This window comes from Endozoicomonas gorgoniicola (assembly GCF_025562715.2).
In the GTDB taxonomy this organism is placed as follows: Bacteria; Pseudomonadota; Gammaproteobacteria; order Pseudomonadales; family Endozoicomonadaceae; genus Endozoicomonas_A; species Endozoicomonas_A gorgoniicola.
Genome location: NZ_JAPFCC010000001.1, coordinates 2,404,695 through 2,421,865, shown reverse-complemented (window position 1 = coordinate 2,421,865; position 17,171 = coordinate 2,404,695). Strand labels below are relative to the sequence as shown.

Annotated in this window: 17 protein-coding genes and 1 pseudogene; 8 read left to right on the top strand and 10 right to left on the bottom strand. The window is 50.6% G+C overall.

The annotated features are described in order from the left end of the window. Window positions 1–151 precede the first annotated feature (151 nt). The 10 genes and pseudogenes from NX722_RS11010 to NX722_RS28885 form a co-directional block, all read right to left on the bottom strand. Window positions 152–451 carry a nucleotidyltransferase domain-containing protein gene (locus NX722_RS11010; RefSeq protein WP_262568016.1) on the bottom strand — a complete coding sequence of 100 codons (300 nt, stop codon included), beginning with the start codon at window positions 449–451 and terminating at the stop codon, window positions 152–154. Then, window positions 441–941 (bottom strand): hypothetical protein, encoded by a 501-nt coding sequence (locus NX722_RS11005; RefSeq protein ID WP_262568015.1) that lies wholly within the window; start codon window positions 939–941, stop codon window positions 441–443. Before NX722_RS11005 ends, NX722_RS11010 begins: the two co-directional genes overlap by 11 nt. A gap of 119 nt (window positions 942–1,060) precedes the next feature. After that, window positions 1,061–1,591: a hypothetical protein gene (locus tag NX722_RS11000; protein WP_262568014.1), complete on the bottom strand. Its 531-nt coding sequence runs from the start codon at window positions 1,589–1,591 to the stop codon at window positions 1,061–1,063. Window positions 1,592–1,623: 32 nt separating this feature from the next. Beyond that, window positions 1,624–1,926, bottom strand: coding sequence for a nucleotidyltransferase domain-containing protein (locus NX722_RS10995; protein WP_262568013.1), 303 nt, complete (start codon window positions 1,924–1,926; stop codon window positions 1,624–1,626). 151 nt (window positions 1,927–2,077) lie between these two features. Then, complete coding sequence (locus NX722_RS10990; RefSeq protein ID WP_262568012.1) at window positions 2,078–2,452, bottom strand: hypothetical protein; 375 nt, start codon at window positions 2,450–2,452, stop codon at window positions 2,078–2,080. A gap of 162 nt (window positions 2,453–2,614) precedes the next feature. Then, entirely contained in the window at window positions 2,615–4,831 is a 2,217-nt protein-coding gene (locus tag NX722_RS10985) for a polysaccharide biosynthesis tyrosine autokinase (RefSeq protein ID WP_262568011.1), read from the bottom strand. Between the two features lie 69 nt (window positions 4,832–4,900). Then, window positions 4,901–5,353, bottom strand: coding sequence for a low molecular weight protein-tyrosine-phosphatase (locus NX722_RS10980; protein ID WP_262568010.1), 453 nt, complete (start codon window positions 5,351–5,353; stop codon window positions 4,901–4,903). 198 nt (window positions 5,354–5,551) lie between these two features. Continuing rightward, entirely contained in the window at window positions 5,552–6,673 is a 1,122-nt protein-coding gene (locus NX722_RS10975; RefSeq protein ID WP_262568009.1) for a polysaccharide biosynthesis/export family protein, read from the bottom strand. A 449-nt stretch (window positions 6,674–7,122) separates the two neighbouring features. Next, a complete protein-coding gene (locus tag NX722_RS10970; RefSeq protein WP_262568008.1) occupies window positions 7,123–7,674 on the bottom strand; it encodes a hypothetical protein in 552 nt (183 codons plus the stop codon). Window positions 7,675–8,166: 492 nt separating this feature from the next. Then, a pseudogene (locus NX722_RS28885) lies at window positions 8,167–8,241 on the bottom strand (hypothetical protein); the annotation flags it as partial. A gap of 339 nt (window positions 8,242–8,580) precedes the next feature. On the opposite strand from NX722_RS28885, the gene NX722_RS10965 reads away from it, so the two are divergent. The 8 genes from NX722_RS10965 to NX722_RS10930 all read left to right on the top strand — a co-directional run bounded on the left by NX722_RS10965 (window position 8,581) and on the right by NX722_RS10930 (window position 17,089). Continuing rightward, on the top strand, window positions 8,581–9,786 hold the full coding sequence (locus NX722_RS10965) for an FAD-dependent oxidoreductase (protein WP_262568007.1): 1,206 nt from the start codon (window positions 8,581–8,583) through the stop codon (window positions 9,784–9,786). A 22-nt stretch (window positions 9,787–9,808) separates the two neighbouring features. Then, window positions 9,809–10,126 carry a thioredoxin TrxA gene (gene trxA, locus NX722_RS10960; protein ID WP_262568006.1) on the top strand — a complete coding sequence of 106 codons (318 nt, stop codon included), beginning with the start codon at window positions 9,809–9,811 and terminating at the stop codon, window positions 10,124–10,126. A 153-nt stretch (window positions 10,127–10,279) separates the two neighbouring features. Beyond that, window positions 10,280–10,747: a glycine/sarcosine/betaine reductase complex selenoprotein A gene (gene grdA / locus NX722_RS10955; RefSeq protein WP_262568005.1), complete on the top strand. Its 468-nt coding sequence runs from the start codon at window positions 10,280–10,282 to the stop codon at window positions 10,745–10,747. 209 nt (window positions 10,748–10,956) lie between these two features. Beyond that, window positions 10,957–12,504: a glycine/sarcosine/betaine reductase complex component C subunit beta gene (grdC, locus tag NX722_RS10950; RefSeq protein ID WP_262568004.1), complete on the top strand. Its 1,548-nt coding sequence runs from the start codon at window positions 10,957–10,959 to the stop codon at window positions 12,502–12,504. Window positions 12,505–12,509: 5 nt separating this feature from the next. Next, window positions 12,510–13,670, top strand: a complete 1,161-nt coding sequence (grdD, locus tag NX722_RS10945) for a glycine/sarcosine/betaine reductase complex component C subunit alpha (RefSeq protein WP_262568003.1) — start codon at window positions 12,510–12,512, stop codon at window positions 13,668–13,670. Window positions 13,671–13,717: 47 nt separating this feature from the next. After that, a complete protein-coding gene (locus NX722_RS10940) occupies window positions 13,718–15,010 on the top strand; it encodes a glycine/sarcosine/betaine reductase component B subunit (protein WP_262568002.1) in 1,293 nt (430 codons plus the stop codon). A gap of 59 nt (window positions 15,011–15,069) precedes the next feature. Next, a complete protein-coding gene (grdB, locus tag NX722_RS10935; RefSeq protein ID WP_262568001.1) occupies window positions 15,070–16,368 on the top strand; it encodes a glycine reductase complex selenoprotein B in 1,299 nt (432 codons plus the stop codon). A gap of 118 nt (window positions 16,369–16,486) precedes the next feature. Further along, a complete protein-coding gene (locus NX722_RS10930) occupies window positions 16,487–17,089 on the top strand; it encodes a trimeric intracellular cation channel family protein (protein ID WP_262568000.1) in 603 nt (200 codons plus the stop codon). Window positions 17,090–17,171: the final 82 nt, after the last annotated feature.

Below are 17,171 nucleotides of genomic sequence, written 5' to 3'. Positions count from 1 at the left end.
GTAATGCTTGCAGCAGTAAGCCTACAAAAAGTTCGGATAACAAAGAAAAGAGAAAATCAGGTATCAAAGGAAATCATCAACGGGCAACGGGCAACGGGCTACGAATCACGGAAAGCGGAAGACGGGAGACGGAAAGCGAAAAACGCCCCCCCTAACAAAGCCTGACCCCCTCTCCCCGGACTATTTCATGAATAGCCAAATCATCATTCAGGCGATCATGAACAATAATATCAACTTTCTGCTCACCCCAGCGATCTTCAAACGCCAGTCGAAAGTTTATTTTTCGTTCCAGAGGATTATCAATACCCGTGGCTTCAATCATTAAGTCAATATCCCCCCCTCTGGCACTGTCCTTCGCCCTTGACCCAAACAACCATACGACAGCGTCCGGAGCGATATGCATACGACTGAGTTCTACAATACTGTCAGCCATTTCATCGCTAATCCGCACGTTCAATCTCCGGTAGCTCAACACCCTGCTTTCTGCAATAGCCGCAGATGTTTTCAGCCACTTCCAGCATTCCCGGCGCACTTCGCCAGGCCAGGTTTATGGCTTCAGCACGTGTGGCTTCTGCCTCAGGGTAGTCATGGGCAAAGGCGTTGCGAATTTCCCTCAGTTTGCGCCAGTAGTCAGCCGATTGAATAATCCCGCGTTTTTCCATGCGGTTAAGGGTATCCGCCATATTAACTGGCTCTTCATCTTCCGTTAACAGCAGACTTCGAAAGGTCTTGGCACCCAGGCTATCCTGCAGATCACCAAAGCGTACACGGAATGCGTCCAGCTTTTCGCAAAGATCCTCATCAGCATTTTTCAGCTCATCTGCTGACAACGGCAAATATGGATTTAACCGGCTAACAGAAACAGAAAGCCGTTTTGCTGTGCGACAAACCTGCGACCAGTTTTGTAACAACAGTTTTAGGTAGGAAGTGTTCAGAGTCATTGGATAGGGGTACTTTATGGCATAACAGTTTTAATGCCACTATACATTCCTGTCTGTTTATGTAGCAACCGCATACAGCAAAGCGCAGGGGTCAACTTTGGTATAGTTCAGCCGTTTGATTAATCCGGCAAAACAGCCCCGTATCGCAAAGCAAAAGCCTTGATTTTCTCATAGACATCGAGCAGCTGTTCAGCCAAAGGTACAGCACGATTGAGGGTCGCTGCATTCAGTTCACTGTCTTCTGGATAATCGTGGGCAAAAGCGTTACGAAGCTCCCGTAAAATCAACCATTGCTCTGCACTGTCAATGGCACCGATTTTTTCAAGCCTGTTAAGTTTGTCAATAAACGTCTGGAGGCTGCCCTGTTCTTTGACCAGTTCCAGCGCTTGCGGGAACAGCTTGGCACCCATAGCATCCTGCAACTTGCCAAAGCGAGTGGAAAACTGATCAAGATAGGCCACTTCCGCAGGTGCAAGGTTGTCAAATTGTGATCCCGACAGTGGGAAAAGGTTCTCTATTTCTGCCATAACCCAACGTAGGCGCAAGGCGTGACGGTCACATATCCATAGTGTGCGCCCAGCCTTTTGTTGAGTAGATTGTTGAGTAAATTGTTGAGTAGTTTGATGAGCCATAGGGCGGGCCTGCTTCATTATTTTACCTTGTGCCTTTTTATCTGCTTCCCTTACAAAAGGATACCTGTGCTCAGGGCTTCGACATGGATGGGCTCCCTGGGCTGACCACGCCTGTGGATCACCAGATCGATTTTCTGGTCACCCAACTTCGTTTTGATCGCAGCCAGTGCCTTTAAACGACAATCAACCAACGTTTCAGGCTCCTGAAGATCAGTTTCAAGATAGAGGTCAATATCACCACCACGCTTTTCCGAGTCTACCCTGGAGCCAAACAGCCATATCTCTGTATTAGCTCCAAAGCATGTCGTCAGGCACTGCTTGATGACATTCACCTGGATAAGTGTTAACCGCATAAACTAAATTTTCCTGCAAAAAACTATATCCGATTATTGAATATGATCCAGGAACTCAGGGTTTTCAATAGAGGTTCAACCCAACAAGCGTACGAGGTCATCAGAATAGCTTCAGAGAAACCGACTTCTGACATCCTCGCCCAACTGGGTACTAACGGGAAAGCAGAGTCTTAAGCATTTCCTTGATCTCAACGTTGTCAGCTTTCAGCCCGGCAATATCTCTGTCTATCTGGTCAAAGCGCTCGTCATGATCATCCAGACGCTTGTCGACCTGCTCAAAGCGTTTGTCGACCTGCTCAAAGCGCTTGTCTATCTGGTCAAAGCGCTCGTCGACCTGCTCAAAGCGCTTGTCTATCTGGTCAAAGCGCTCGTCGACCTGCTCAAAGCGCTTGTCTATCTGATCAAAGCGCTCGTCTACCAGCCCAAACCTTTCGTGAATTTCACTCCTGGTTTCACCCAAAAGCCGAACCACATCGGTCAGAGTATTAAGGTTATGGTCAGGTTCATTTCTAGCCTCAAAACTCATCAGCACTACTCCAAAAAAACTGAGGAAAAGAACAGACTAGCAAAAATCACCAAAAAAACACCTAACCACTGTCTTCAACGGACCACGGACAACGGGCTACGGGCTACGGGCTACGGGCTACGGGCTACGAAAAGCGAAAGACGAATAGCGAAAAGCGCCCGATCACTCATAAGAATACTGATAATACCCATAATTCCCATACCGACTGCTGGTCTTAACCAACCCATTCAACACAGCTCCCCGAACACTCACACCCGCCTGCTGCAAACGTTTGGTGGCGTAATCAATCTCCCGGGCCGGGTTCAGCTCGGCACGTACCACCATAAAGGCGGTGCCGCACTGTTCGCCGATAATGGCAGCATCGGTCACGGCCAGTACCGGCGGTGTATCAATAATCACGGCATCGTACTGACTGGACGCTTTTTCCAGTAGTGCGGTAAAGGCCGGACTCATTAACAACTCCGACGGGTTAGGTGGGTATTTACCACCACAGATAATGTCCAGGTTGTTCCCAACGGGTACGGCAGCATTAAGGTTCGGGTCGACCAGCATATCTTGCAACCCTTTGTCACCGGACAGACCGAAGACTTTGTGCAGATGGCCTTTGCGCATATCGGCACTGATCAACAACACTTTCTTACCGGTTTCCGCCAGCAGTTCAGCCAGGTTGGCAGAGACAAAACTCTTGCCCACACCGGGAGACGGGCCGGTAATCATAATGCGGTTGTTGGGTGCTTCCATCAGGGCAAAGCTCAGGTTGGTGCGCAGGCTGCGCAGGCTTTCAACCGCAAGGTCTTTCGGCGCTGAACGAGCCAGCAGAAAACTACCTTTGCCACTCTTGCGGGCATTGCGTTCAAGCACTTTCAGCTGGTCACTGTCAGGAATGCTGGCATAAACCGGCAGCCCGGTTTTCGCTTCCACCTCTTCCGGTGTTTTCACACCCTGGCGCAGCATATCCCGCACAAACACCAGACCCATTCCCAGCATGCCACCGAGCAGTGTCGCCAGTACGGCAATCAGTGCTTTTTTCGGTTTCACCGGTTTAATGTCAGACAGGGCATGATCCAGTATACGAACATTGCCCACTGCCGAAGCGCGCACAATTTTCAGTTCCTGGGCTTTGTTCAGCAGCTCGGTATACACCAGGGTATTCACTTCCACATCCCTGGCCAGGCGCAGTACCTCCTGCTGGGTTTCCGGTAACCCTTTGGTGGTACCCATAAATTCTTTTTTACGTTCTTCCAGATATTTCCGCTGGTTAGCCAGCTCAATCATAATCGGGTGATTGGCGGTGTAACGCTGAGCCATCTGCTGAATCTGTATGTCCAGTCTGGCCAGCTCACTGTCAATGTCCACCGCCTGATCCAGAACCGCCTTGGTCTCAAGGGTCAGGTCAACGGTCTGGTGTTCCAGCCGGTAACGGTTCAGACGAGATTCCGCCAGTTCTACTTCGGCCTTAACTTCTGGCAGTTGGTTTTCCAGAAATTCCAGACTGTTCTGGGCTTCAGCAGACACTCGTTCGACGTTCTGGCGCAGGTAACGCTCAATCACCGATTCCAGGGTCTGACGATTGTCTTGCCGGTCTGCCCCGGTAATGCCCAGGGAGAGAACGCCGGTCTTTTTCCCTTTTTCTGAGACGCTTAAACGTTTTCTCAGGTTTTCCACAGCGGTGATCAACGGCAGCTTGCTCAGGGAAAAGTGGGTGCCTGGTCTGGCATCCAGCTGGGTAACAAACAGATCAATACCCGGAATCGTTGCCGAGGCAGAACCGGAGCTACTCATTTCTCCAACTTGCCCATTAAGTACAGGCTCATCGTCGTACAGTAACTGGTACTGTTTATCAGCCCCGGCCACCAAGGTGAACGCTTCACCTTTCATGTCTTCCGGCACATTAAAGGTACTCACCTGAATATGCTCACCACCCCAGGCAAAACTACCCATACCGAGCAGCGGACTGTTGAACCGTTCTTCGCTGCCCGCCCCAGGGTGGTAACGGCGGGCAATAGCCCGGCCAATAACCGGAAAGTAATCCGCTTCAGCAACAATGTTCAGCTTTTCATCTTCGATCACCTTGCCCAGCACAAACCGGGAACGGATCACCTCAATCTCGGTTTCGGAAGGGGTTTCGCCAGAGAACGCCTCGCTCATTTCAACCAGCCCCCCCAGCGGAGACTTGTCGCTCTCCACCTGCACCAGGGCGTTAGCACTGAAAATGGGCGTAGCAACCCAGAGGTAAAACAATGCACCAAGGGCAAACAATGCGGTGCTGCCCATAATCCACCACTTACCGTTCAGGATAATCTCAATGATCTCAGAAAGGCTGATAATATCGTCAGAACCCGACGACTGCGAAGCTGGTGTCGTTTGTTGTTGAACCATAAAAAAAAGCTACAAATTAAAAAAAGAAAAACCAAAAGCGGCTACGGGCTACGGGCTACGGATATCGGACTACGAACTACGAAAAACCCGATCAACCCACTCCCCCACAGACTGCTCAATCAACCCATAAGCCAGCTCATAAGCCGCTTCCCCTTTCCGATACGGATCAGGAATCTCGACACCATTATTCCAGCGCCCCAGCAGATGGGTCTTCCCCCTGGCTGCCGGTGTAATGCGTTCACAGCCCTTTATGTGATTCTCTTCCATCACCAGTATCAGGTCATGTTCGTGAATCATTTCAGATGTCAGTTGTCGGGCAATGTGCGGTGTAAGGTCAACTCCGTGGTGCGCAGCCAGCTGTTGAGCCGGTTCTGCGGCAGGCTTACCCACCAGAGCCCCAAGCCCAGCGGATTGCACACTGACTGTTTTACCCAGTTCTTTGAGTTTTTGTTTAAGCAGATATTCGGCTGTCGGACTGCGGCAGATGTTGCCGATGCAGACTATTAGGATTTTTTTGAACATGTTTTTTCGCTTTTCGCTTTTCGCTTTTCGCTTTTCGTCTTCCGCTGTCCGAGGTCCGTATCCCGTATCCCGTATCCCGTTTTTAGCTGTTCATAAAACCATCAATCAACATCAGGCATCGTACATCGGGCATCGGGCTACGGGCTACGGGCATCGGGCATCGTACATCGGGCTACGGAAAGCGGCCTGCGGCCGCTGTTATTTATCAAACCGATTAATAGCGTTAGTAGTAGGCAGAATCTGGTTAATCACACGATTCCAGCGGGTAACGCCTGCGGTATCGACATAGACGACATCCCTTGCCTTAAGCGGGAAGCGGTCAGCCAGCAACAGTGAGCTGGCGTTTTGCATATTCAGCTGATAGATCGTTGGCTTGCTGCCTTCGGAGCGATTACGCAACACATAAACCCCTTTGGCGTTTGAGTAAGCCTGGCTGATACCACTGGCCGCCACCAGTGCATCGTTAAGGCTCATGCCCCGACGGTCGTAAGGCATGGCAACCGGCTTGTTCACTTCACCAAGGATTACAATTTGACGGTAACGGTTGTTGTCAATATTTAGTACATCGCCACTGTGCATCAGGTGGTTCTGAGCCATGTCGCCGTCCAGCAGCTTGGCCATATCGATAATGACACGCTCACTGCCTCTTACCAGTGTGGCCTCGGCCTTGTCAGCGGAATCATTCAGCCCCTGCGCCAGGGCAATGGCATCCAGCACCCGCAACGGTGTACTGGTAATGGGCACTGGTCGTGGAAACTTCACTTCACCCAGCACCTGGGCTTTCTGGCTGTTGAAACTTTGTACACGAACACTGACTTGTGGATCAACCACGTACTTCGCCAACTTGCGGGTCAGCTCAAGTCGTATTTCACTGACGGTTCGGCCTGCTGCTTTCACTTCACCGGCGAACGGATAAAAGATCATGCCGTTAGCCTGAACCTCAACACCTTCGGGTGTCACCTGCTGGCGCTGACGAATCAGCTCACTGGAATCTTTTATTGTGCTTGACTTTGCTGAGAACGGCGAGGTCATTACCTGCTGGTTAGTTGACAGGTCGGGGTTGTTCCACACCCGGATGCTCAGAATATCGTGTGGCCCGACATAGTACTGATAGGGTCGATCGGACTGCGCCTCAAAGGTATTGTAATTAATGCGCTTGACTGGCTCGGCATTGACTACCTGTTCATTAATACTGACCAGGTCATACAGTTCGCTTTTTGCGCTGGGTGTAAGATCCGCACCGGGAGCCAGTACGCAGCCAGTAATAAACAGTGAACCAGCCGCCAGGCCGAGACCCTTTAACGTTTCAGACAGTTTCATGGAATTAGTTTCAGTAAGCAGTTTTATGTTCAGAAGCTACGCTACCGCCCGTCGGACACAGGTGATTACCGCAACACAGGTTTGAAGTGCCGACGCTCAGACTCTCGCCACTGCGATGTGTCCGACACTTTATCAGGGTTTAATTGCAATCACTGGAACTGACAAGGTGTCAGAAAGGCTTCTCTGTCAGATGGTTTCTTTACTTGGCAGGAAGAAAGAGAATCTGAATTTCAGGCTAATAATTGCGAGGCGTACAATACCATAACAGCAGGCAAAAAGAACTTAGTGCACGCAGTGGTATTATAAGTGTATATACAGTTTTGGTCGTATAGAAATATGCTATAAAAAGCATCCTCTATAGAAAAAACGACTGCAGAAAAATAAGGACAGTTATCAGCCAGGGCTTCCTGATAACTGACAACTGTCCTGTAAAAGGTTCACAGCTGAGATCAAAAAGGATAATTGACAGCCAGCCCAACCTTATCGACCCCAACCACAACACCATACTGCGGCCCGGTGTCCACCGGCCCCTGAACCAGGTCCGACAGCAGCGCACCGGTAAAACTGCCAATCACATCAGCCAGCAGGTCTTCCTTATCAAACCGGTCATCTGTCATTTCTTTTATAATGCCGGGCACCAGTCCAGCCCCGGTAGCCAGGGCAATACGCTTCCAGCGGGAATCACTGGCAACCTTTAGTTTGCGCAGACCAAATTCACTGGCAGCTCCAAGGGCAATGGAGATACTAAAGTGCCGCTTCTTGTCTTCAGCAAACGTGTTACTGGTCATACCGGCAATGCTGGCGGCACTGATACCGGCGATCCACCACCTGCTGTGCTTATAACTCTCATAAGCATTCCCGGTCGGTTGATTGTCGGCATAAGTGCTGGAGGAGCCTGTTAGGGCAGCAAGCAGCAGGGCAGAAAACAGAAGGGCTTGTTTTAGTTTCTGGCCAGTGCTCTCTGGAAGGGCAGGGCAATTCCATATGATTTCAGACTTCATGGTTAACATCCTTGTTTCAGCTAAACAGCTTGAATTCAGCTAACCACTCGCACGGACCTTCCTGGCCATCAAACACGAGGGGCAACAATGAATTCACGGTGAACGGTACAACTGAAACCGAAACATCAGGAAGAACAGCAAAATCTCCTTCGCTCAGGAAATCAGTGTAGAAAAGAATATGGGCGAATCGCCCCGGAGTTAATCAACTAAAGACCAGACGGGATAAACCGCAGATTTTCACTCACGAACGGTTAAGGCGTGATGACTTTTTTACAGAAGAACCAACAAAACCCGAAAGCCCGATGATTTTCGGATATTTTTTTGACAGCCTAAATACAACACCATGGGGTCTACGGGCTACGGGCTACGGGCTACGGGCCACGGGCCACGGGCTACGGGCTACGAACAGCGATATACCCTAAACCTCCCGTCTAACTGACATAGCAATGTAATTCTGATATTGCTGCAATCCAATACTTCGCACTTCGGCCTTCACGCCTTCTCAGCGGCAGATGATATATTGATGTTCAGGTTCTGCGTATGCTCAAGTAAATCCGAGTCAATGGATGTCCTGGTATTCCGCCCTTTTGCGACAGCCTCTTTGGCTGAGGGAAGTCACAGGAGATGAACGATACCTGTTGGCTGTCTCTGTTTTTAAATGAAAATTTAGTTTCCAATTCGAAATATTGTTTCAGATCAATACATAAAGACGACAGTCATCGCATTATGTCCACCAACTTCGGAACTGGTCGAAATAGCTTTGCAGGCTCCTGATACTTTAAGTCGTTTGCAGGGTTGTGGCATCTGCTGGTCTCCAGAAACAGTTCATACATGAAACTGATATTTTTTGTTAAAGGTTGCTTTTCACGCAGCCTCTGCAAACAAAAAAATAATGGGTGAAATGCCGTGTCAGAAGTTTATGATGTACTAATCATCGGCGGTGGTGCCGGTGGTTTGTCTGCAGGGGTTTACTGTGGACGGGGGAAGATGAAAACTCTGGTGCTCGAGGGGAGCGCCAGAACCGGTGGCCAATGTGCTAAAACCAACGAGCTGGAAAATTATCCCGGTATCGTTGAGTCCACTGGCCCGGCTCTGATGGATAAATTCAGAGAGCACTGCGATAAGTTTGGTGTCGAATTTCAGCGTGGTATGGTCAGCGGCCTGAAAATGGCTGAGGATGGCTTCACTAAAGACGTGACCACCAAAGACGGCACTGTTTATCAGGCTAAGTCTGTTATTGTTGCAACCGGTGCTAACCCAAGAATTCTGGGCATTAAAGGTGAAAGAGAATTCACCGCTAAAGGCGTTGCTTACTGCGCGACCTGTGATGCAGAGTTCTTTGAAGACCTGGATATTATCGTTGTAGGCAGTGGTAACACCGCCGTTGAAGAATCCGTTTTCCTGACTAAATTCGTCAACAGTGTCCGCATGGTCGTACTGCACGACGAAGGCACTATGGATGCCGACCGTACTGCCCAGGAACAGGCGCTGGCTAACGACAAGATTAGCTTCATCTGGAACTCTACCGTTGAAGAAATCTGTGGCGATGAGCTGGTCAACGGTGTTCGTATCAAGAACCTGAAGACCGGTGAAATTACTGAACACGACACCGACGGTGTATTCATGTTTGTTGGCACTGTGCCGAACACCGACTTCCTCGAAGGTGCTGTTGAACTGAATCGTGGCTACATCAAAGTCGACGATAAAATGGGCACCAGTATGCCGGGTGTCTTCGGAGCGGGTGATGTCAACGATAAATGGCTGAGACAGGTAGTAACGGCTGCCGGAGATGGTGCCATTGCCGCTGTTGCCGCCGAGCGCTACATTGCCGAAGAAGAACACTGGAGCCATTCAGTTCTGGAAGCGAAAGAAGACCGGCTGGTGGCTTTCTGGAATCCTCTGGACAAGCAAAGTCTTGAATTGATGTCGCAACTGGAAACCCGGGCTGAAGCACACAGTTTGAAAGTCGTTACCATCGATACTTATAAAAGTCGAAACATTGCGGATCGCTACGAAATTACCCAAATTCCAACGGTAATTCGTTTCCGGGACGGTGAAGCTTTAAAACGCATTGAAGCGCCTTCTGCGGAAAAATTAGAAGAATTATTTTAAATAACCTGCTTGGGGAAATAAAATGATCGAGCTGGGAAAAGAAAACTTCGATAGTGAAATCAAAGAGCACCAGGGCGTTGCCATGGTTGATTTCTGGGGTGAAAGCTGTGGCCGCTGCATGGAATTGATGCCGGATGTTATTGAGTTGGCTGATCGTTACGAAAGCGACATCAAATTTGCCAAACTCAATATTAAAGGCAACCGCCGTGTAGCTATGGGTCAGGGTGTTATGGGTCTTCCTTCCATCGTTTTCTATAAAGACGGTGAAAAGATTGAACATCTGAGCGGTGAAGAGCTGGAAGCTGAACAAATTGAAGAAGCTATCAAGCGTTACATTTGATATTGATGGCTTTTTGAAAAGAATTCGTTAACCATTAATTGTTATGAAATCAAGTTGATTGTTCATTATTAATGGTTAACTGAATAGGGGTGTTTTCTTTTTTGAAAACGTAATTTAATTTAATCACTTATTACGATTAAGAGGTTTTTTACCATGCTGCAAGGTAAGAAAGTCGTAATACTCGGTGATCGCGACGGCGTACCAGGTCCTGCCATTGAAGAATGTGTAAAGACTGCCGGTGCCGAAGTTGTGTTCAGCACTACCGAGTGTTTCGTCTGAACTTCCGCAGGCGCAATGGATCTTGAAAATCAAAAGCGAGTCAAGGAATTAACCGATAAGCACGGCGCAGAGAACATTGTTGTTGTTCTGGGCGGCGCAGAAGCCGAGGCCTCTGGCCTGGCAGCTGAAACCGTGACTAACGGCGACCCGACTTTTGCAGGACCATTGGCCGGAGTCCAGTTGGGACTTCGAGTACACCATATTGTAGACACAGAGATCAAGGATGAAGTTGACGCTGATGTTTACGAAGAGCAAGTTGGAATGATGGAAATGGTTATGCCGGTTGATGAAATCACCGACGAAGTGGGAGAGTACAGAAATCAATTCTGTAAGTTCCTCTAACCATTGGCCCGGTATTGTGCGATTAACAGTCGTTGCAGTTTCGGGTTCTGCTTTCTTTAATTAAGAAAGCAGTCCTTTCAGCAATTGATTTCGCACATGACGGGTTGGGTCGTTATATCGACTGACGTGATTTGAAAGCGTTAGTCGATATAGCCAATTAAACTTTTTTCAGGAAATAATTCCTGAGGCTGGCTGACGGAGTTTCTGCCGTGGACTTCCCCGTTATTAAGGGAGCAAGTTATATACTTGCCCATACCCCTGATTTTATCCCCTTTGGTTCTAATCAGGTTTTTGCGAAAAAAGCTGAAGATCATGAATACCTGTCTGAATTAAAACAAAAACTTCGTCCTTTTAAAGACGTTGTTGCCTATCCGGCGAACCAGTGCTTTATTGGGAACCTGACCCCCGAGCAACTGGATAACACTGCAAAGCCCTGGTATCAAAATGCAATGGCAGATGCTGAACGTTTTGGACGTTTCGGTGAAATCATGCCCCAGGAAGAGTTTTTTGCCCTTCTGAAACACTCCGATGTTTTTGATCTGGTTAAACTGACCCCCGAATTTATTGAACAGGCTAATAACAGCCTGTCCAGACACCCTCTGCTGAGCCATGTCGTCCTGGACGAAAAGGCGGCCATGGACACCGCAGAAATGCACGCCCTGGTAGAAGCGCATCATGCTGAACCGCTGACCATGAATGGTGAACTGGTTGGCTGTGTGAAACAGGCCCACGATCAGGATGAAAACCTCAGTGCCCATATTATTCTGGAGAACCTGAGCGTTAAAGCGTCCGGCGTTCTGGCGGCGCTGCACCTGAAACAGCAGGGCATGGATCTTGCCAAAGTCGATTATATCATTGAATGCTCTGAAGAAGCCTGCGGTGATATTAACCAGCGCGGTGGCGGTAACTTCGCCAAGTCAATTGGTGAGCTGGCTGGCTGTGAAGCGGCTACCGGCAGTGACCTGCGTGGATTCTGTGCGGCACCTGCCCACGCGATTGTTCATGCGGCGGCCCTGGTTAAATCCGGCGTATTTAAAAATGTCATGGTCGTGGCTGGCGGCGCTGTCGCTAAACTGGCGATGAATGGCCGTGATCACCTGAAGAAAGACGTTCCGGTTCTGGAAGACGCTCTGGCTGGTTTCGCCACCATCATCAGCGAAAACGACGGTGTTAGCCCAATTGTGAACACTGACATCGTTGGTCGCCATACCATCGGTACTGGTTCTTCCCCACAGGCTGTTGTCACCAGTCTGGTCTCTGCGCCACTGAAGCGTGTTGGTATGTCCATTCCTGAAGTGGACCGCTTCTCAACCGAAATGCAGAACGCTGAAATCACCAAGCCTGCCGGTGCCGGTGATGTGCCTGAAGCCAACTACAAAATGATTGCGGCGCTGGCGGTTAAAGAAGGCCACCTGGAGCGCAAACAGCTGATGGAGTTTGTGAAGCAGCACGGCATTCCCGGCTATGCCCTGACGCAGGGACATATTCCCTCTGGTGTTCCTTACCTGGGCCACGGCCGTGACGCCATCCTGAACGGCGACATCAATAACTTTATGGTAGTGGGCAAGGGCAGTCTGTTCCTGGGTCGTATGACCAACCAGTTTGACGGTATCTCGACCCTGATCGAGAAAAACCGTGGTATTGCCAAAGATACCGGTTTTGACGGAACAGAGGCTCGCACACTGGTGGCTGAGGCCATGAAAGACGTCGCTGAACGTCTTCTGGAAAAAGCTGAACAGAAAGCTGAGCAGGAGTAAACGTCATGGCTTCTACTCAATTGAATGAAGCTCTGGCCTCTGCCTTCACTGATATGGCTGATGGCCTGGTCAGTGGCAGCTTCGGTCGTAAAAAGCGTATTGGCCTGACTCTGGCCGACAGTGAACACGGTTCTGAAGAACTGGTTCGTGCCGCACGACTGGCGGCAAAGCAGTACGCTGATATTGAGCCAGTGCTGATCGGTGACGCAGAAGAGAATGAGTTTGAGCAGCATCCGGCTTCCGGTCTGCACGAATGCCATGAAGTGATGGAGCAGTTGCTGGACAACGGCAGCATTGATGCCTGCGTCACTCTGCACTACAGCTTCCCGCTGGGTGTCAGCACTGTGGGCAAGGTCATCACTCCGGCGGTGGGTCGGGAGATGATTCTGGCGACCACCACTGGCACCAGCGACACCGTTCGCAATAGCGCTATGGTGAAAAACACCCTGGCCGGTATTGCCATGGCAAAGGCGACAGGGGTTGCGGAACCAACCGTTGGCATTCTGAACATTGATGGTGCCGCCCCGGTAGAAAGAGCGCTGCGTCAACTGATGGACAACGGTTACTGCATGCAGTTTACCGAATCAGCCCGCGCTGATGGTGGTGCACTGATGCGTGGTAACGATCTGTTGCAGGGTGTACCCGATGTCATGGTGGCGGACAGCCTGACCGGCAATCTGATGATGAAGGTGTTTTCTTCTTTCACCACGGGTGGCAGCTATGAAGCGCTGGGTTACGGCTATGGTCCGGGTCTGGGCGAAGAAGCGGAACGACTGGTAGGCATTATTTCCAGAGCTTCCGGTGCGCCGGTGATCGCTGGTGCTATCAGGCTGATGGCAGACTGCGCTGAAGGTGAGCTACTGGACGTCTATCGTCGTGAGCTGGCTCAGGCCAGAGAGTGTGGTCTGGACGAGATTCTTGAGGGACTCAAGCCCATGGCTGCCGCTGCCGCCACTGAAACAGTCGCTGCGCCCCCTGAAAAAACCACCGATGAAGACATCAATGGCATTGATATTCTCGATATCGAAACCGCCAGAGATGCTCTGTGGACTAAAAAGATTTTCGCCCGTACCGGTATGGGTTGCACTGGCCCCGTCATTATGGTGGCCCGTGAAGACCTTGAAGCCGCGTCCGGGGTATTAAAAGAATCAGGATTTATTGCCTGAGGGCAGGGGCTTTGCCCCGCCCGATGACGATCTTTTAGGAGAAGAAAATGAAACTGGAAGTTGGAAACATACATGTCAGGGAGCTGGCCTTTGGTCAGGGCACTTCCCTGGCTGCAGGCAAGGTCCAGATCGACCGGGAAGAGCTGACTGGTTTTATCCGTGAACTGGATCACCGCATCAGCGAAGTCAGGCTGGATATCGCCCTGCCAGGCGACAAGACCCGCATCATGCCCGTTAAGGACGTGATTGAGCCACGGGTTAAGGTAGAAGGCGCTGGCACCATGTTCCCCGGCCGTAATCCGGGTGATGAAGCTATGGTGGGTGAAGGCCGCACCCATGTTCTGAAGGGCATGGCTGTTGTGACTACCGGTAAGGTAGTGGGCTTTCAGGAAGGCATCATCGACATGAGCGGTCCTGGCGCTGAGTACACACCGTTCTCCAAAACCCGGAACCTGGTCATCACCTGTGAAGTAGATGAAAGCTGCAACCAGTATGACCATGAGGCGATCCTGCGCCGTGTTGGTATCGAAACCGCTAACCACATTGGTCAGCTGGCTAAAGATGCACTGGCTGACGAAGGTCGTATTTACGAAACCAAACCACTGCTGGAACAGGCTCAGGAATTTCCCGGCCTGCCAAAAGTTGGCTACATCTATATGCTCCAGAGTCAGGGTCTGTTGCACGACACCTACCTGTACGGTGTGGACGTGAAAAACATTCTGCCCACCCTGCTGTACCCGACTGAAGTGATGGATGGTGCCATCATGAGCGGAAACTGTGTTTCTGCCTGTGACAAGAACCCAAGCATCGTGCATCAGAACAGCCCGATTATCCATGAGCTGTACGAGCATCATGGCACCCGGTACAACTTTATGGGCGTGATCGTCACTAACGAAAACGTCACTCTGGCTGACAAAGAGCGCTCTTCCAACTACGTCGCCAAGCTGGCCGTACAGATGGGACTGGACGCTGTAATTGTTAGTGAAGAAGGTTTTGGTAACCCGGATGCCGACCTGGTGATGAACTGCAACAAGCTGGAAGGCGCAGGTATCAAGACGGTTCTTCTGACTGATGAATACGCTGGCCAGAAAGGTGAGTCCCAGTCACTGGCGGACTCCACGCCAAAAGGTGACGCCGTTGTCACCAACGGTAACGCTAACCACGTTGTTACCCTGCCAGCGATGGAAAAAGTGATTGGTCACGATCATTACGCTGACTGGCTGGCAGGCGGTACTGAAGGCAGTCTGGCAAAAGACGGCTCCATTACCACTGAAATTCAGGCGATCACTGGCGCTACTAACGAGCTCGGCTATCACAACCTGACAGCCATGGCTGGCTGATACCTGCGGTTATGTGAACACATAAACGACGAAAAGATTTTATAAAACGAGAACAGATCATGACTATCAAGATTGTTCATTACATTAACCAGTTCTTCGGACAGAAGGGCGGCGAAGAAGCTGCCAATCATCCGATTGAGCTGGTAGCCGGTCCTGTCGGGCCCGGTACCGCACTGAGTGCTGCCCTGAAGGGAAAGGCGGAGATTGTTAACACCATCATCTGTGGTGACTCCTACTTCAACGAGAACGAAGGGGTTGCCTGCATGGGCATCCGTGAAATTCTTGAGGACATCCAGCCCGACCTGCTGGTTGCGGGCCCTGCGTTCAACGCTGGCCGTTATGGCATGGCCTGCGGCAGAGTGGGTGAAGTAGCTGAGGAGCTGGGTATTCCAACTATTTCAGGCATGTACCCTGAAAACCCGGGCTACGAGCTGTATCGCAACTTCTCTTACATGGTTGAAACCAGCAACAGTGCGGCCGGTATGCGTAAAGCGATGCCAGCTATGGCTAAGCTGATCACTGCTTTTATTGAGAAAGAAGGCCAGCTGGGCAGCCCTGAAGAAGAAGGTTACATGCCTCGTGGTCTGCGGGTGAACTTCTTTGCTGAAGAGCGTGGTGCGAAGCGTGCGGTGAACATGCTGATCGCCAAGCTGGAAGGCAGCGAGTTCAAGACTGAGTACCCGATGCCTGTGTTTGACCGGGTTGAGCCTCAGCCTGCGGTGACCTCAATGAGCACTGCTACCATTGCCCTGGTGACTTCTGGCGGCGTAGTTCCCAAGACCAACCCTGACCATATTGAGTCTTCCAGTGCGTCCAAGTACGGTGAGTACAGCATTGAAGGGCTGGAGTGCCTGTGTGAAGCCTCACACGAAACCGCCCACGGTGGTTACGACCCGGTGGCCTGTAATCAGAGCCCTGACCGTGTTCTGCCGGTAGACGTGCTGCGTGACATGGAGCGTGAAGGTCGCATCGGCAAACTGCACGACAAGTTCTACAGTACGGTTGGTAATGGTACATCGGTTGCCAACTCCAAGGCTTATGGTGCCGAGATTGCCATGCATCTGCAAAAGGCCGGGGTAACCGCCGCCATCCTCACCTCCACCTGAGGAACCTGTACGCGTTGCGGTGCAACGCTCGTTAAAGAAATCGAAAAGGTTATGCCTGTCGTACACATTGCTACTGTTGTGCCTATCTCCAAGACGGTAGGTGCTAACCGGATTGTTCCTGCGGTAGCGATTCCTCACCCTCTGGGTGATCCAAAGCTGGAAGCGGATGCAGAGAAGCAGCTGAGAAGAGATCTGGTAGAGAAGGCTCTGACTGCCCTGTCTACTGAGATTGAAGACCAGACAGTCTTCTGATTTATGTAGGAAAATGCTGTCGTTTACCCGTTCTGGCTGAAGGCGAGGGCGGGTAAACTGGCAGTAGTCGCAGGTTGCAGCCTGAAGAATCCATAAGAAAAAGGACATAACAGGAAACATGCTTTTATACAGCCTCGACCTTATCGGAACCGCCGCCTTTGCCTTAACCGGACTGTTGATTGCCTGCCAAAATAAAATGGATTTTTCCCGGGCCTGCGTTCTGGCTTTTGCTACCGCAGTAGGGGGAGGCACATTACGTGACCTGTTGCTTAGTTTTAATCTTAACAGTGTGTTCTGGATAGACGACTCTGCTTATCTGGTAGTGATTCTTCTGTGTGTGTCAGTTGGTCAGATGCTGACGAAGCTCAGAAGAGGTTCAGGGATGGCTCTGCAACTGATGGATGCAGTGGGTTTTGCTGCGCTGGTGACTGTTGGTTCTGCCATTGCGTCTCAGGCGACCGGTTCTCCTATCGTTACTGGGTTGATGGGCATTGTGAATGCTTCTGGAAGTGTTGCTATGAGGAATCTGTTGACAGGCGCTTCGTTCAGGACGCTGATTAAAACCTGCTATATTGCGGTGGCCTGCCTGGGAGGGCTGGTTTTCGTTAGTGGTCAGTGGTTGTCTTTACCGGCTCACCTTGTGATAGCGTTAACCTTTATTGCAACGCTGACTCTGCGAGTGGTGGTTATGTGTGGGTCAAAAAGACAGAGCCTTGCCTGACAAGGAAAACCCACTCAGTGCGAACGGTATGGGTATTAGCGCCTGGTTCACCACCCAACCTGATATCTGCTAATTGTCAGAT

Bases quoted from the DNA above. Each gene is read 5' to 3' on its own strand.
- NX722_RS11005 (WP_262568015.1), bottom strand. From the start codon at position 941: ATGACTCTGAACACTTCCTACCTAAAACTGTTGTTACAAAACTGGTCG.
- NX722_RS11000 (WP_262568014.1), bottom strand. From the start codon at position 1,591: ATGAAGCAGGCCCGCCCTATGGCTCATCAAACTACTCAACAATTTACT.
- NX722_RS10995 (WP_262568013.1), bottom strand. From the start codon at position 1,926: ATGCGGTTAACACTTATCCAGGTGAATGTCATCAAGCAGTGCCTGACG.
- NX722_RS10990 (WP_262568012.1), bottom strand. From the start codon at position 2,452: ATGAGTTTTGAGGCTAGAAATGAACCTGACCATAACCTTAATACTCTG.
- NX722_RS10985 (WP_262568011.1), bottom strand. From the start codon at position 4,831: ATGGTTCAACAACAAACGACACCAGCTTCGCAGTCGTCGGGTTCTGAC.
- NX722_RS10980 (WP_262568010.1), bottom strand. From the start codon at position 5,353: ATGTTCAAAAAAATCCTAATAGTCTGCATCGGCAACATCTGCCGCAGT.
- NX722_RS10975 (WP_262568009.1), bottom strand. From the start codon at position 6,673: ATGAAACTGTCTGAAACGTTAAAGGGTCTCGGCCTGGCGGCTGGTTCA.
- NX722_RS10970 (WP_262568008.1), bottom strand. From the start codon at position 7,674: ATGAAGTCTGAAATCATATGGAATTGCCCTGCCCTTCCAGAGAGCACT.
- trxA (WP_262568006.1), top strand. From the start codon at position 9,809: ATGATCGAGCTGGGAAAAGAAAACTTCGATAGTGAAATCAAAGAGCAC.
- grdD (WP_262568003.1), top strand. From the start codon at position 12,510: ATGGCTTCTACTCAATTGAATGAAGCTCTGGCCTCTGCCTTCACTGAT.
- NX722_RS10940 (WP_262568002.1), top strand. From the start codon at position 13,718: ATGAAACTGGAAGTTGGAAACATACATGTCAGGGAGCTGGCCTTTGGT.
- NX722_RS10930 (WP_262568000.1), top strand. From the start codon at position 16,487: ATGCTTTTATACAGCCTCGACCTTATCGGAACCGCCGCCTTTGCCTTA.